This is a genomic window from Streptomyces sp. NPDC005494, from assembly GCF_042872025.1.
In the GTDB taxonomy this organism is placed as follows: Bacteria; Actinomycetota; Actinomycetes; order Streptomycetales; family Streptomycetaceae; genus Streptomyces.
On record NZ_JBIAJR010000009.1, the window covers coordinates 157,647 to 172,401 of the forward strand.

Below are 14,755 nucleotides of genomic sequence, written 5' to 3' on the forward strand. Positions count from 1 at the left end.
CCTCTCCGACGCACTCGTCACTGACAGAAAGGGACGGATAGCCGGTGTCGACGCCGTTCTATGTCTCACCCCAGCAGGCGATGGCCGACCGGGCGGAATACGCCCGCAAGGGCATCGCCCGTGGTCGCAGCCTGGTTGTGCTGCAGTACGCCGACGGCATTGTGTTCGTCGGCGAGAACCCGTCCCGCGCGCTGCACAAGTTCAGCGAGATCTACGACCGGATCGGCTTCGCCGCCGCCGGGAAGTACAACGAGTACGAGAACCTGCGGATCGGCGGTGTGCGCTACGCCGATCTGCGCGGCTACACCTACGACCGCGACGACGTGACGGCGCGTGGGCTGGCCAACGTCTACGCGCAGACGCTGGGCACCATCTTCTCCAGCGCGGCCGAGAAGCCGTACGAGGTGGAGCTGGTGGTCGCCGAGGTGGGCGCCGGCCCCGAGGGCGACCAGATCTACCGGCTGCCGCACGACGGCTCGATCGTGGACGAGCACGGCTCGGTCGCGGTCGGTGGCAACGCGGAGCAGATCAGCAGCTTCCTGGACCAGCGTCACCGGGACGGGATGTCGCTCGCCGAGGCGCTGAAACTGGCGGTGCAGGCGCTGTCCCGCGAGGCCAACGGCAACGAGCGGGAGATTCCCGCCGAGCGGCTCGAGGTCGCGGTCCTGGACCGCACGCGGCCGCAGCAGCGCAAGTTCAAGCGGATCGTCGGACGGCAGCTGGCCCGCCTGCTGGAGGCGGACGGTGCGGGCGCCACCCCGACGGACGCTCCGTCCGACACGGAGGAGCCGGAAGGCACCGCCACGCCGGACGCCGGGAACGGCACCCCGGCGAAGGGCCCCGAGAGTCCCTCCGGGGACACGGACGGGTCCGCCAAGGAGTAGATCACCTCTGACCTTGCCCCCGGACGCTCGGCGCGCCTCCGGGGGCACTGTCATGCGGTGGGCGGGGGCGCGGTGGAGCCGCGTACCACCAGGCGCACGGGAAGGTCGTGACGGGCCGCGGGGCGGCCCTCCAGGACGTCCAGCAGAGCCGTCATACCCCGCTCGCCGACCTGCTCCGCCGGGAGGCGCACGGTGGTGAGCTCGGGCTCGACCGCCGTGGCGAGCGCCAGGTCGTCGAAGCCCGTCACGGAGATGTCGCCGGGGACCCGCAGGCCCCTTCTGCGGGCAGCCTTGCAGGCGCCGGCGGCCAGGATGTCGTCGTCGCACACGATCGCGGTGGGCGGCGGGCCGAGGGCGGACAGCACCGCCTCCATCGCCTCGCGCCCCGCCCCGACGTCCAGCGTGGCCGTGACCGTGCGCAGGGTGGTCCCCGGCACCTCCCGCACGGCCTCCCGCAGCGCGCGGGCGCGCACCGCGAAGGTCCAGGTCTCCACCGCCGAGGCGAGATGGACGATCCGGCGGTGCCCGAGTCCCAGGAGGTGGCCGGCCACCTGGTGCATGCCGTGCGCGATGTCGAGGTTCACCCGTGCGGCGGCCTCCCCGTCCTCGGGGTCGCTGTCCAGCATCACCAGCGGCAGACCGGCGCCCCGGAGCGCACCGAGAGCGCCGGTGGCCATCGAGGACGCGATCACACCGTCGAGTGCGGCGCGCGCGGAGGCGAACGGGTCCCGGGCGGGACCGGTGCCGTCGGGGGAGGGGTAGAGGACCACGCCGAAGTCGTGCTCGGCCGCCACGGCGGCCGCACCGGTGTACACGCGGGCGAAGAACTCGTTGGTCAGCGCGGGGACGACGAGCAGGGCCGTACGGGTGCGGCCCATCCGCAGGCTGCGGGCGGCGAGGTTCGGCCGGTAGCCGAGCTCCCTGGCGCTGTCGCGGACCCGGTCGGCCGTCGACGACGACACGCGGCCCCGCCACTTCTCGCCGAGCACCAGCGAGACCGTGGCCTGCGAGACGCCCGCGGCCCTCGCCACGTCACGGCTGGTGGGCCGGGGTGGGGCGGGCTGCTGCGCGCTGCTCACTCGTGCCTCCGTGCTGGCCGGTCAGGTGCGGTGGGATGGACTCGCGGACTGTCCACATGGTACGTATGAACGCCGACGTTATACGTAAAACCCCGAGGCTGTGACGCCGGCGGGGGAGAGGGGCGGACATGGCCGCGGGATATCTGGACATCCTCCGGGCGCGGCACGCCGCCCGGCTGCTCGCGGGAACGCTGGTGGGGCGGCTCCCCAACGGCACCGCCCACATCGCGATCGTCCTGTTCACCCGGGCCGAGGGCGGCAGCTACACCCTGGCCGGCGCACTTGCCGCGGCGTACGGCCTCGCCACGGCCGTGGGCCAGCCCCTGCTGGGCCGGGCCGTCGACCTGTACGGCCAGCCGCTCGTCCAGCTGCCCGCGGCGGTGGTGTCCGCGCTCGGCATGGCCGCGCTCGCCCTGGCAGGTCTCGGTTCGCTGCCCGCCGCCTACGCGTCGGTCGTCGTGGCCGGTGTCTTCACGCCACCGCTGGAGGGCGGCCTGCGCGCCCTGTGGCCGACAGTCCTCGGCCGGGAGGACCGGGTGCACCGCGCGTACGCCATGGACGCCGTCGCGCAGGAGATCATGTTCACCGTCGGACCGCTGCTCGTCACGGTCCTGGTCTCGCTGTGGTCCCCTGCCGCCGCTCTCCTGGTCATCAACGCCATCGGGGTCCTGGGCGCCCTGTCCGTCGTCCTGTCCGAGCCCTCCAGGGCCTGGCGCTCCGAGCCCCGCGAGGCGCACTGGCTGGGCGCGCTGCGCTCGCCCGGACTGCTCGCCCTCCTGGGGGCCTTCTTCTTCGTCGGGCTCGCCCTCGGCTCGATCACGGTGGCGGGGGTCGCGTACGCCGACGACCACGGCCGGGAGTCCGTCTACGGCTGGCTGATGGCCGCGCTGGGCCTCGGCGCGCTGATCGGGGGCGTGGTGTACGGGGCGCGGCAGTGGGCCGGAGCGCCCGAGCGGAGACTGCGGGTCATCCTCGCGCTGCTGGCCCTGGGCTACCTGCCGTTGACGCTGACGCCCGGGGTGCCCGCCATGACGGCGCTGGCGGCACTGGCCGGTGTGTTCCTCGCCCCGGCGATCGCCTGTTCGTTCATCGTGGTGGACAGGCACGCGCCGCGCGGGACCGTGACCGAGGCGTTCTCCTGGCTCGTGACCACCTTCGGCGTCGGCGCGGCGGCCGGAACGGCGGTGGCGGGACCGGCCGTCGAGCTCGGCGGGACGGCGTGGAGTTTCGCCGTCGCGGGGGCCGGTGGAGTGGCGGCGCTGCTGGTTCTGCTGGCCACCGGAAGGGTCCTCGCAGCTCCCGGGCGTACGCCCGCGGTTGTGGCCGGTTCGGAAAATGATCGAAACGGTGCTGCCGAACCCGGTTTCAGCTCAGGCCATAAGGCGTAATGTTCAGTCATGGACCGCCGCATTTTCGGGCTGGAGAACGAGTACGGCGTCACGTGCACGTTCAGGGGACAGCGCCGACTGTCACCTGACGAAGTGGCGCGCTACCTCTTCCGCCGTGTTGTGTCATGGGGCCGCAGCAGCAATGTCTTCCTGCGGAACGGCGCCCGCCTGTACCTCGACGTGGGATCGCATCCGGAATACGCAACCCCCGAATGCGACAACGTGACCGAACTGGTCACGCACGACAAGGCAGGCGAACGCATTCTCGAGGGCCTGCTCGTCGACGCCGAACGCCGCCTGCACGAGGAGGGAATCGCGGGCGACGTCTATCTCTTCAAGAACAACACCGACTCGGCAGGAAACTCCTACGGATGTCACGAGAACTACCTCGTGGCCCGGCACGGGGAATTCTCCCGGCTCGCGGACATCCTCATTCCGTTCCTCGTCACCCGTCAGCTCATCTGCGGCGCCGGCAAGGTGCTGCAGACGCCGCGCGGCGCCGTCTACTGCGTCAGCCAGCGGGCCGAGCACATCTGGGAGGGCGTCAGCTCCGCGACGACGCGCTCCCGCCCGATCATCAACACCAGGGACGAACCGCACGCCGACGCGGAGCGGTACCGCCGCCTCCACGTCATCGTCGGTGACTCCAACATGTCCGAGACGACCATGCTCCTCAAGGTCGGCGCCACCGACCTCGTGCTGCGCATGATCGAAGCGGGCACGGTGATGCGCGACCTGACCCTGGAGAACCCGATCCGGGCCATCCGCGAGGTCAGCCACGACATCACGGGCCAGCGCAAGGTGCGCCTCGCCAGCGGCCGGGAGGCCTCGGCCATCGAGGTCCAGCGCGAGTACTACGAGAAGGCCGTCGACTTCGTCGAACGCCGTGGCATCCGCACCGGCACCGTCGACCAGGTCCTCGAACTGTGGGGCCGCACCCTCGACGCCATCGAGGCCGAGGACCTCGACCGGATCGGCACCGAGATCGACTGGGTCATGAAGTACAAGCTCATCGAGCGGTACCGGGCGAAGAACAACATGACCATGTCGAACCCGAGGGTCGCTCAGATAGACCTCGCCTACCACGACATCCACCGGCGGCGCGGGCTCTACTACCTGCTGGAACGCAAGGGCCAGGCCGCCCGCATCTGCAACGACCTGAAGATCTTCGAGGGCAAGTCGGTGCCCCCGCAGACGACCAGGGCGCGGCTGCGCGGCGACTTCATCCGCCGGGCCCAGGAGCAGCGGCGGGACTTCACCGTCGACTGGGTCCACCTCAAGCTCAACGACCAGGCGCAGCGCACCGTGCTGTGCAAGGACCCCTTCCGTTCCGTCGACGACCGCGTGGAGAAGCTGATCGCCGGCATGTGATCCGGGACGTGCGCGTCCCGCCCCTCGCGCGACCGGGCCCCGTACGTTCCTCGTACGGGGCCCTTCGCTCGGCCTAGAGTGGCGGGGACCAATCACGTGTCGTCTGAGATCTGAGGAACCAGTGCGCCGACTTGCCGGCCTTCTCGTTGTCCCCCTTCTGCTGCTGTCCGCGGTGGCATGCGGCGACGACAAGGCCTCCGACTCCGCCTCGTCCACGAACGGCGTGCCCGCGATCACCGCGGGAGCCGAGTTCGGCGAGAAGCCCACTCTGGCGAAGGGCGAAGGTGACCCCCCCAAGGAACTGAAGACCGAAGTCATCAGTGAGGGTGACGGCGCGAAGCTCAAGAACGGCGACGCGATCCAGGTGAACTACCTCGGACAGGCGTGGGATTCCACCAAGCCGTTCGACAACAGCTTCGACCGCAAGCAGCCCTTCGACCTGACGCTGGGCGCGGGCATGGTCATCCAGGGCTGGGACAAGGGGCTCGTGGGCCAGAAGGTCGGCAGCCGCGTCGAGCTGGTCATTCCGCCGGACCTCGGTTACGGCGAGCAGGGGCAGGGCGACATCAAGCCCAACGCCACCCTGGTCTTCGTCGTCGACATCGTGAAGGCCACACAGATCCCGGCCTCCGCCGAGGGCACCCCGGTCGCCCAGGACAACATCGACCTGCCGAAGGTCGGGACCAAGACGGACGGCAAGGCGCCGACGGTCACGATCCCCAAGAGCGACCCGCCGAAGAAGCTGGTCTCCAACTACATCCTCGAGTCCAAGGGTGAGGTCATCAAGGAGACCGACAGCGTCGTCGTGAACTACGTGGGGCTGCTCTGGAAGGGCAGCAAGGCCTTCGACAGCACCTACGAGGCGGGCAAGACCCAGACCTTCCCGCTGGCCCAGGTCACCCTCAAGGGCCTGAAGAACGGCCTGGTCGGCAAGAAGGTCGGCAGCCGTGTTCTGCTCGTCATCCCGCCGGACCAGGGCTTCGGCTCCGAGGCGCAGCAGACCGTCCCGGCCAACTCCACTCTCGTGTTCGCCGTGGACCTCCTGGCAAAGATGTAAGACTGTCCCGGTTGCACAGTTCATCGTAGGAGGAGCAGTTCAGTGAGCATCGAGAAGCCCGAGATCGACTTCCCGGGTGGCGAGCCGCCGGCCGACCTGGAGATCAAGGACATCTGGGAAGGCGACGGCCCGGTGGCCCAGGCAGGCCAGACCGTCTCCGTCCACTACGTGGGCGTGGCGTTCTCCACCGGCGAGGAATTCGACGCCTCGTGGAACCGCGGCACCCCGCTGCAGTTCCAGCTCGGTGCCGGTCAGGTCATCGCGGGCTGGGACAAGGGTGTCCAGGGCATGAAGGTCGGCGGCCGTCGTCAGCTGACGATCCCCGCCCACCTCGCCTACGGCGACCGCGGCGCGGGCGGCGGCGCCATCGCGCCGGGCGAGACGCTGATCTTCGTCTGCGACCTCGTCGGCGTCTGATCCGTCCGTCTACAGCAGCCAGGGCCCGCGCCGCAAGGCGCGGGCCCTCGCTTTGGTCCGGACACCCCGGGGCGGTACGGTCGACGGTCAAGGAGCACGTCGAGAAAGGGCGTCGATGGCGATTGCCAAGGCCGAACGGCTGATGAACCTGGCACTGTGTCTGCTGGGTACCCGGCGCCCGCTCAGCAAGCGCGAACTCCGTGGGTCGATCGAGGCCTACCTGGAGGCGGGCTCCGACGAATCCTTCAACCGGATGTTCGAGCGCGACAAGGACGACCTGCGCGAACTCGGCCTGGTCATCGAGACCGTGGAGAACCTGGACGGCGACACCGGCTATCTCGCGCGCCGTGACAGCAACCGGCTGCCCCCCATCACGCTGGACGCCGAGGAGGCCGCGGCCCTCGGGCTGGCCGCCAAGGTCTGGCAGCAGGCCCGGCTCGCCGGGGCCGCCAGTGGCGCCCTGCAGAAGCTGCGCGCCGCGGGCATGCCGGAGGCCGAGGACGCGTACGAGGTGCACAGCGCCCTCGAACCCCGCATCCCGGTCCACGAGGCCGCGTTCGAACCTCTGATGCTCGCCTGCCGGGACCGCCGCCCGGTCACCTTCGACTACCGCAAGGGCAACGCCGCCCGGCCCGAGCAGCGTCAGGTCGAACCCTGGACGCTCGAGTGCTGGCGCGGCCACTGGTATCTGGCCGGCTGGGACCGGGAGCGGGGCGCCGAGCGGGTCTTCAGGCTCTCCCGGATCTCGGGGAAGGTCCGCTCCCGCGCGGGCGCGTTCACCGCCGCGGTCCCGGATGTCGTCACCGTACGGGAGACGGTCGAGAGCTGGGCCGGTGAGACCGCCACCAGGACCGCCCGCATCAGGCTGCGTACCGGCGCCGGCTACCCCCTGCGTTCCCGCGCGATATCGGTACGGGAACTCGGTGACGGCTGGGACGAGCTGGAGATTCCGTACGGACACGGGCTGGATGCCTGGCTCGTGGAGTTCGGGGCGGACGTGATCGTGAGCGAGCCCGCGGATCTGCGGGCCGATGTGATGGACCGGCTGCGCGCCGTGGCCAAGGACTGAGGGGGAGACGTACTCGTGGCCACGAACGCGATCGACCAGACCCGGCGGATGCTCTCCCTGGTGACGTACCTGCGCGAGCGCCCCGGCGCGCACGTGCAGGACGTGGCCCGGGCCTTCGGGATCACCGAGGACGAGCTGATCTCCGACCTCGACGTCCTGCCGATGTGCGGCACCAGCTTCCGCGGCGGGGACCTGTTGGACATCGACACCGACGGTGACCGGATCTGGTGGCACAACCCGGACGACGTCGCGGAGCCGCTGCGGCTCGCCGCCGACGAGGCGACCGCCCTGCTCGTCGCCGCCCGGGCCGTCGCCACGCTCCCTGGCCTGCGCGAGAGCGACCGGCAGGCGCTCGTGCGCGCGACCGCGAAGCTGGAGACGGCTGCCGGGGAGGTGGGGGCCGCCAGTTCGAGGCTCTCGGTCACCTTCGAGTCGGAGGGCGGCGTCTTCGCCGACGTGGACCGGGCGATCTCCGAGCGACGCCGGCTCTGGCTGCGCTACTACTCGCCCGCCCGCGACGAGCTGACCGAGCGCGAGGTGGACCCGATCCGGCTCTTCGCCGTCGGCCACACCTACATGGAGGGCTGGTGCCGGCTCACCGAGGCCCGGCGTACGTTCCGGCTCGACCGGGTCGCCGAGATCAGGCTGCTCGACGCCCCCTCGGCCCCGCCCGAGCTGGAACTGCGCGACCTCTCCGAAGGGCTGGTGCAGCCTGCCGCCGAGGACCCGGAGGTCGTGGTCGAGGTCGGTCCCGGCGGGCGGTGGGTGGCCGAGTACTACCCTCACGACAGTGCGGAGGAGCTGCCCGACGGTGGCTTGCGGATCACCCTGCGCACCCCCGACCCGGCCTCCCTGCGCAGACTCGCCCTGCGCCTGGGCGGCGAAGGACGCATCACCGCCCCCGAGGAGCTGGCCGAGAGCGCCCGGCTCGCTGCGCGTGAGGCTCTGGCCGCCTACGACGGCGCGCTCTGAACGGCGGCCGCAGGTGCACCGAGGAGACAGAGACAGAGGTCACATGAGTGCGATATCGAGCCCGCGGACCGGTCCGGTCGCGGCCCCGGTGCCCGCCGCCGTGCGCTTCCGGGCCGCGTGCCCGGACTGCCGCGGGCGGTTCGAGCTCCCGTCGGCCGCGCTGCGCCTCGCCATAGGCGCCAGCCACCGTACGACCTTCTACTCCTTCACCTGCCCCGAGTGCGGGTCCGCGGTCCGCAAGCCGGCCGGGGAGCGCATCATCGAGCTCCTCAGCGGCGGTGGCGTGCGCACCCTGCGCCTGCACACCGCCCTGGGGTGACGAGACATCGAGGAACCGTCCATGTTCTGGCCCATGCTCGCCATCGCCCTGGGTTTCGCCGGCCTGGCCGTGCTCGGGGTACTGGCCGTCAAGGTCTTCGTCGAGGCACAGCGGCTCGCCGGTCAGGTCGCCGAGACCACGCGGCGGATCAACCGAGCGGCCGAGGATCTCGAACGAGCGGCCACCACGCTCGCCGACACCGGTGACGCCCTGAGATAGCGGAGCGCGCCCTCCAGATTCACTGGTTCGGGGGGTACTCTGCTGGAGCGGCCCAGGCAGGGAGGTGCGGGCCGCAAGCGGGAGTACGCACGGGCATTGCCTCGTGTTCACCCCTGCGGGTTACGATCGCTGCCAGCGCGAAGGTCGGACACATGTCCGTTCACACGGGTAGCGAGCCCACCCTCCAGACGCCTCAGTGAGAAGGAAGTCGCACATGATCGGCAATCTGAAGCCCCTCGAGATCGTTCTGATCATCGCTGTCATCCTGCTGCTCTTCGGTGCCAAGAAGCTTCCCGACATGGCGCGTTCGCTCGGCAAGTCGGCCCGCATCCTCAAGAGCGAGGCCAAGGCCATGAAGAAGGACGACGCGGAGTCCGCGGCGCCCACCACGGAGACCGTCGCGGACCCCACCCCGCCCGCGGCCACCGCTCGCACGATCCAGGCCGCCCCGGGAGACGTCACCAGCTCCCGCCCGGTCAGCGACGCCAAGCCCACCACCCAGAGCTGACAGCCGCCCCGTACCACCGGAAGCTGCCGCACGAGACGAGGGAAGTGGGTTGCTCAAGTCTGCCCGCAAGCAGGAGAAGGACGACGAGGGGCGGATGCCCCTCCTCGATCACCTGCGTGAGCTGCGCAACCGGCTGCTGAAGTCGGTCCTGGCGATCGTCGTCGCCGTGATCGTGGCAGCGTTCTTCCAGAAGGAAATCTTCGAGTTCCTGATGAAGCCGATCCTCGACTCGGTCGGCTGCAAGGACGGCGCCTTGACCATGGTCAACGGCCGGCCCTGCGCGGAGATGACCACCAACGGTCTGCTGTCGCCGTTCACCATCGCGCTGAAGGTGTCCCTGATGGCGGGCGTGCTGGTGGCCACCCCTGTGTGGCTCTACCAGCTGTGGGCGTTCGTCGCCCCGGGCCTGCACAAGCAGGAGAAGCGCTACTCGATGGCCTTCGTCGCGGCGGGGGTCCCCCTCTTCGTGGGCGGCGCCTACCTCGCGTACGCGATCCTGCCGCAGACCGCCGAGATCATGCTCGGCTTCACGCCCGACAACGTGAAGAACCTGCTGCCGCTCGACGACTTCCTGGACCTGATCACCCGCATGGTGATCGTCTTCGGACTGGCCTTCGAGCTGCCGCTGCTGCTCATCCTGCTCAACATGACCGGCGTCCTGTCCGGCGAACGCATGCTGCGCTGGTGGCGCGGCATGCTCGTGGGCCTCACCGCTTTCGCGGCCATCGCGACCCCCGGCGGCGAGCCCATCTCGATGCTGCTGCTGGCGGGCCCGCTGGCCGTCCTCTACTTCATCGCGGTCGGTGTCTCCCTGCTCAACGACAAGCGCAGGCGACGGGCGAACCCCGACGCCGAGCTCGACGACGACGAGGCCTCGCGGCTGGACCTCACCCCCGAGGCGGTCGGTGCGGTCGAGCCGGTGTCCTCCCGCGCCGCCCTGCCCGAGCAGTCGGACGGTGACGCCGACGGGGGCCGGTCCCCCCGGCTCAACGGTTACGACGACATCACCTGACCTTGTAGGGTCCGGCGGGTGACCAGCGAGATCACCCTCTTCGTCAATCCCACCGCGGGGAGCGGCCGGGGCGCGCGTGCCGCGCAGCCGGCCGCTTCCGCGTTGCGGGACGCCGGCTTCTCCGTACGCACGGTCCTCGGGGAGGACGCCGACGACGCCCTGAGGCGGGCGCGGGAAGCCGTGGCCGGCGGGACCGGAGCGCTCATAGCCGTGGGCGGGGACGGCATGATGTCCCTCGCCCTGCAGGCCGTGGCGGGCACGTCGACACCCCTCGGCGCCGTGGCCGTGGGCACCGGAAACGACTTCGCCCGGGCGCTGGGGCTGCCGATCCGTGAGCCGGCGGCCGCCGGGAGGCTGGCCGCCGAGGCGCTCAAGGCCGGGACGGTACGCACGATCGACCTCGGCCGGGTGGGGGAGCGCTGGTTCGGCTCCGTGCTGGCCTCCGGCTTCGACTCCCGCGTCAACGACCGCGGCAACCGGATGCGCTGGGTCGGCGGGCGGTTCAAGTACGACCTCGCGATCCTCGCCGAGCTGGCGGCCTTCCGGCCGATCCCGTACCGCGTGCGGCTGGACGGCGGCCCGGTGCGAGAGATGGAGGCGGCGCTGATAGCCGTGGGCAACGGCACCACGTACGGCGGCGGCATGCGCATCTGTGCCGGGGCGGTCATGGACGACGGACTCTTCGACGTGACCGTGGTCGGCGACTGCAGCCGGACCACTCTGGTCAGGGTCTTCCCGAAGGTCTACCGGGGCACGCACCTCGGCCACCCGGCGGTCACCGTGCACCGGGTCTCCTCGATCGAGCTGGCCGCCCCCGGGGTCACGGCCTACGCGGACGGCGAGCCGCTGGGCGCGCTGCCGCTCACGGCCACCTGCGTACCCGGTGCCGTCAGGGTCCTCGCGCCCTGAGAGGACGAGGTCCTTGCACCGTGAAATAAAGATCGGGCTGACTGTCATACGAGGCGGGTAGGCTCGTACCAAGATGACAGAGGACCTCTCACCAGCTGAGCGATACCAGGCGTCCCGGGTCCGTGCGGCCGAGCAGGCCACGGCCCTCGGGCCCTTCCGCGAGATGTACGAATTCGGGCTGGATCCGTTCCAGATCGAGGCATGCCAGGCCCTGGAGGCGGGCAAGGGGGTGCTGGTCGCCGCTCCCACCGGCTCGGGCAAGACGATCGTCGGTGAGTTCGCCGTGCACCTGGCCCTGTTGCAGGGGCGCAAGTGCTTCTACACCACCCCGATCAAGGCCCTCTCCAACCAGAAGTTCACCGATCTCGTGCGGCGCTACGGCGCCGACAAGGTCGGTCTGCTGACCGGTGACAACAGCGTCAACGCGGACGCGCCGGTGGTCGTCATGACCACCGAGGTCCTGCGCAACATGCTGTACGCGGGCTCCCAGGCGCTCACCGGCCTCGGTTACGTGGTCATGGACGAGGTGCACTACCTCTCCGACCGCTTCCGGGGCGCGGTGTGGGAGGAAGTGATCATCCACCTGCCGGAGTCGGTGACCCTGGTCTCCCTGTCGGCGACCGTGTCCAACGCCGAGGAGTTCGGCGACTGGCTGGACACCGTCCGCGGCGACACCCAGGTGATCGTCTCCGAGAACCGGCCCGTGCCGCTGTGGCAGCACGTCATGGCCGGCCGGCGGATGTACGACCTCTTCGAGGAGGAGACCGACCACGGCGGCCGGGGCACCGGCCGGCGAGAGGTCAGCCCCGACCTCGTCCGCCTCGCCCGGATGGAGAACCAGCGCGGGTACAACCCACGCGACCGCCGGCGCGGGAAAATGGTCCGTGAGGCCGACCGTGAGCGGGAGCGCCGCCAGCGCAGCCGGATCTGGACCCCCTCCCGGCCGGAGGTCATCGACCGCCTCGACGCCGAAGGGCTGCTGCCCGCCATCACCTTCATCTTCAGCCGGGCCGGCTGTCAGGCGGCCGTGCAGCAGTGCCTTCAGGCAGGGCTCCGGCTGAACGACGAGGAAAAGCGCCACCTGGTGCGGGAGATCGTCGAGGAGCGGACCGCGTCTATCCCACCCGAGGACCTCCACGTCCTCGGCTACTACGAGTGGCTCGAAGGCCTGGAGCGGGGCATCGCCGCGCACCACGCAGGGATGCTGCCGACCTTCAAGGAGGTCGTGGAGGAGCTGTTCGTCCGGGGCCTGGTCAAGGCGGTCTTCGCCACCGAGACGCTCGCGCTCGGCATCAACATGCCCGCGCGCTCCGTCGTGCTCGAGAAGCTCGTCAAGTGGAACGGCGAGCAGCACGCCGACATCACCCCCGGCGAGTACACGCAGCTGACCGGCCGGGCCGGCCGCCGGGGCATCGACGTGGAGGGTCACGCGGTCGTCCTGTGGCAGCGGGGCATGGACCCGGGTGCGCTCGCCGGACTCGCTGGCACCCGTACGTATCCGCTGCGGTCCAGCTTCCGGCCGTCGTACAACATGGCCGTGAACCTCGTGCAGCAGTTCGGGCGGCACCGTTCGCGTGAGCTGCTCGAGACCTCGTTCGCGCAGTTCCAGGCGGACCGTTCCGTCGTCGGGATCTCCCGGCAGGTCCAGCGCAACGAGGAGGGCCTCGCGGGCTACAAGGAGGGCATGACCTGCCACCTCGGGGACTTCGAGGAGTACGCGCGCCTGCGCCGCGACCTCAAGGACCGGGAGACCGAGCTGGCGAAGCAGGGCGCTGCCCAGCGGAGGGCGGCCGCGGCCGCCTCGCTGGAGAAGCTGAAGCCCGGTGACGTCATCCACGTCCCCACCGGCAAGTTCGCCGGGCTCGCGCTGGTCCTGGACCCGGGCTTGCCCGCCGGGCGTACCAACGGCCACCGCGGCCTGGAGTACCACGACGGGCCGCGTCCGCTGGTGCTCACCGCCGAGCGGCAGGTCAAGCGGCTGGCCCACATCGACTTCCCGGTGCCGGTCGAGGCGCTGGAGCGGATGCGGGTGCCCAAGTCGTTCAACCCGCGCTCACCGCAGTCCCGCCGTGACCTGGCATCGGCGCTGCGCAGCAAGGCGGGCCACATCGACCCGGGCCGCCACCGCAAGCAGCGGGCCGCGGCGGCCGACGACCGGGAGATCGCCCGGCTGCGCACGGAGCTGCGCGCCCACCCCTGCCACGGCTGCGACGAGCGCGAGGACCACGCCCGCTGGGCCGAGCGCTACCACCGGCTGCAGCGCGACACCCGGCAGCTGGAGCACCGCATCGAGGGCCGGACGAACACCATCGCCCGGACCTTCGACCGCATCGTCGCGCTCCTGACCGAGCTGGACTACCTGCGGGGCAACGAGGTCACCGACAACGGCCGGCGTCTGGCACGCCTCTACGGAGAGCTCGATCTGCTGGCCAGCGAGTGCCTGCGCGAGCGTGTCTGGGAGGGGCTCAACCCCGCCGAGCTCGCGGCGTGCGTCTCGGCGCTGGTCTACGAGGCCCGCCAGGCGGACGACGCGGTGGCGCCCAAGCTGCCGTCCGGGCCCGCGAAGGCGGCGCTCGGCGAGATGGTCCGCATCTGGGGCCGGCTCGACGCCGTCGAGGAGGACTTCAAGATCAGCCAGACGGAAGGGGTCGGTCAGCGGGAACCCGATCTCGGCTTCGCCTGGGCGGTCTACATGTGGGCCTCCGGCCGGTCGCTGGACGAGGTGCTCCGTGAGGCGGAGATGCCGGCCGGTGACTTCGTCCGGTGGTGCAAGCAGGTCATCGACGTGCTCGGCCAGATCGCGGCCGCCGCGCCCCGGGAGGGGAGTTCGGTCGCGAAGAACGCCCACAAGGCCGTCGACGCGGTCCTGCGGGGCGTGGTGGCGTACAGCTCAGTGGGGTGAGCTCCGTCGGCGTCGGCTCCGTCGAGGGGCGGGCACCGAGGGAGCGCGGATGACATGAGCGGACGAGTGGCCACAGGCGGGACGCCTGTGGCCACTTCCGCGTGTCCTTTCGTCAGGTCTTCTTGCGGTTCTTCATCGAAAGCCCCGCGCAGGCCGCCCCCAGCACGATCGCCAGACCGCCGACGATGACGTTGTTGAGAATGACGCCCGTGTCCGGGCTCTGACCCACGACCCACGTCGACACGATGAGCCACGCGCCCAGGGCGACGATGGCCATGCTCATCCCGGTCATCCGCTCCGGCATGGCGGTGAAGCAGAGTGCCAGCACGGCTATCGCGATTCCGATGACGAGGTTGTGCGTCACCAGGTCGGGCTGGTTCGCGCTGAAGTGGAGCACCCAGGGGGAGATGGCGCAGTACAGGCCGAGCAGGAAGACGGGTGCGTCCGCCATCGCTGTGGTGCGACGTCCGCTGATCACGCGGTCGTGGCGTGCACGCATCTCTTCGGCGTCGGGGTGTCCGGAGAGATCCCTTCCGGTGTGGCCGGAAACGTCCCTTCCGGTGTGCGAGATGTTACTCATGAGGATGTTCTCCTTCGCACTTGCTGGAGCGACCGCAGTCAGGAGGCGCGGTCATCAGCTCTCCTGACC

15 protein-coding genes are annotated in these 14,755 nt (G+C 70.5%); 13 read left to right on the forward strand and 2 right to left on the reverse strand.

The genetic code is table 11. From position 1 onward, the window contains the following. The first annotated feature begins 44 nt into the window (after positions 1-44). Positions 45-884: a proteasome subunit alpha gene (gene prcA / locus ACFYQ6_RS25115; RefSeq protein WP_361574598.1), complete on the forward strand. Its 840-nt coding sequence runs from the start codon at positions 45-47 to the stop codon at positions 882-884. A gap of 50 nt (positions 885-934) precedes the next feature. On the opposite strand, the gene ACFYQ6_RS25120 is transcribed toward prcA, so the two are convergent. Then, positions 935-1,963: a LacI family DNA-binding transcriptional regulator gene (locus ACFYQ6_RS25120; protein ID WP_361574593.1), complete on the reverse strand. Its 1,029-nt coding sequence runs from the start codon at positions 1,961-1,963 to the stop codon at positions 935-937. 128 nt (positions 1,964-2,091) lie between these two features. On the opposite strand from ACFYQ6_RS25120, the gene ACFYQ6_RS25125 reads away from it, so the two are divergent. From ACFYQ6_RS25125 to ACFYQ6_RS25180, 12 genes are all read left to right on the forward strand, one after another. Then, positions 2,092-3,351 carry an MFS transporter gene (locus ACFYQ6_RS25125; RefSeq protein ID WP_361574590.1) on the forward strand — a complete coding sequence of 420 codons (1,260 nt, stop codon included), beginning with the start codon at positions 2,092-2,094 and terminating at the stop codon, positions 3,349-3,351. Between the two features lie 9 nt (positions 3,352-3,360). Next, the gene (gene pafA, locus ACFYQ6_RS25130) at positions 3,361-4,722 is read left to right on the forward strand and encodes a Pup--protein ligase (RefSeq protein WP_099178033.1); all 1,362 of its coding nucleotides are present in this window, start codon (positions 3,361-3,363) and stop codon (positions 4,720-4,722) included. A gap of 121 nt (positions 4,723-4,843) precedes the next feature. Further along, the gene (locus ACFYQ6_RS25135; RefSeq protein WP_361574586.1) at positions 4,844-5,779 is read left to right on the forward strand and encodes an FKBP-type peptidyl-prolyl cis-trans isomerase; all 936 of its coding nucleotides are present in this window, start codon (positions 4,844-4,846) and stop codon (positions 5,777-5,779) included. Between the two features lie 42 nt (positions 5,780-5,821). Beyond that, complete coding sequence (locus ACFYQ6_RS25140; RefSeq protein ID WP_356740094.1) at positions 5,822-6,196, forward strand: FKBP-type peptidyl-prolyl cis-trans isomerase; 375 nt, start codon at positions 5,822-5,824, stop codon at positions 6,194-6,196. Between the two features lie 115 nt (positions 6,197-6,311). Continuing rightward, a complete protein-coding gene (locus ACFYQ6_RS25145) occupies positions 6,312-7,265 on the forward strand; it encodes a WYL domain-containing protein (RefSeq protein WP_361574582.1) in 954 nt (317 codons plus the stop codon). A 15-nt stretch (positions 7,266-7,280) separates the two neighbouring features. After that, positions 7,281-8,237 carry a WYL domain-containing protein gene (locus ACFYQ6_RS25150; RefSeq protein WP_361574579.1) on the forward strand — a complete coding sequence of 319 codons (957 nt, stop codon included), beginning with the start codon at positions 7,281-7,283 and terminating at the stop codon, positions 8,235-8,237. Between the two features lie 43 nt (positions 8,238-8,280). After that, the gene (locus ACFYQ6_RS25155; protein WP_361574576.1) at positions 8,281-8,556 is read left to right on the forward strand and encodes a hypothetical protein; all 276 of its coding nucleotides are present in this window, start codon (positions 8,281-8,283) and stop codon (positions 8,554-8,556) included. A 21-nt stretch (positions 8,557-8,577) separates the two neighbouring features. Further along, positions 8,578-8,775, forward strand: coding sequence for a hypothetical protein (locus ACFYQ6_RS25160; RefSeq protein WP_361574573.1), 198 nt, complete (start codon positions 8,578-8,580; stop codon positions 8,773-8,775). A gap of 214 nt (positions 8,776-8,989) precedes the next feature. Further along, positions 8,990-9,283, forward strand: a complete 294-nt coding sequence (gene tatA / locus ACFYQ6_RS25165) for a Sec-independent protein translocase subunit TatA (protein WP_361574570.1) — start codon at positions 8,990-8,992, stop codon at positions 9,281-9,283. A 49-nt stretch (positions 9,284-9,332) separates the two neighbouring features. Next, complete coding sequence (gene tatC, locus ACFYQ6_RS25170; RefSeq protein WP_388765024.1) at positions 9,333-10,295, forward strand: twin-arginine translocase subunit TatC; 963 nt, start codon at positions 9,333-9,335, stop codon at positions 10,293-10,295. A gap of 18 nt (positions 10,296-10,313) precedes the next feature. Then, entirely contained in the window at positions 10,314-11,204 is an 891-nt protein-coding gene (locus tag ACFYQ6_RS25175; protein ID WP_361574564.1) for a diacylglycerol kinase, read from the forward strand. A gap of 73 nt (positions 11,205-11,277) precedes the next feature. After that, entirely contained in the window at positions 11,278-14,106 is a 2,829-nt protein-coding gene (locus ACFYQ6_RS25180; protein ID WP_361574561.1) for a DEAD/DEAH box helicase, read from the forward strand. 112 nt (positions 14,107-14,218) lie between these two features. Here the strand turns inward: ACFYQ6_RS25180 and ACFYQ6_RS25185 are convergent, their stop codons facing one another. Beyond that, positions 14,219-14,686: an SPW repeat protein gene (locus tag ACFYQ6_RS25185; RefSeq protein WP_361574558.1), complete on the reverse strand. Its 468-nt coding sequence runs from the start codon at positions 14,684-14,686 to the stop codon at positions 14,219-14,221. Positions 14,687-14,755 lie beyond the last annotated feature (69 nt).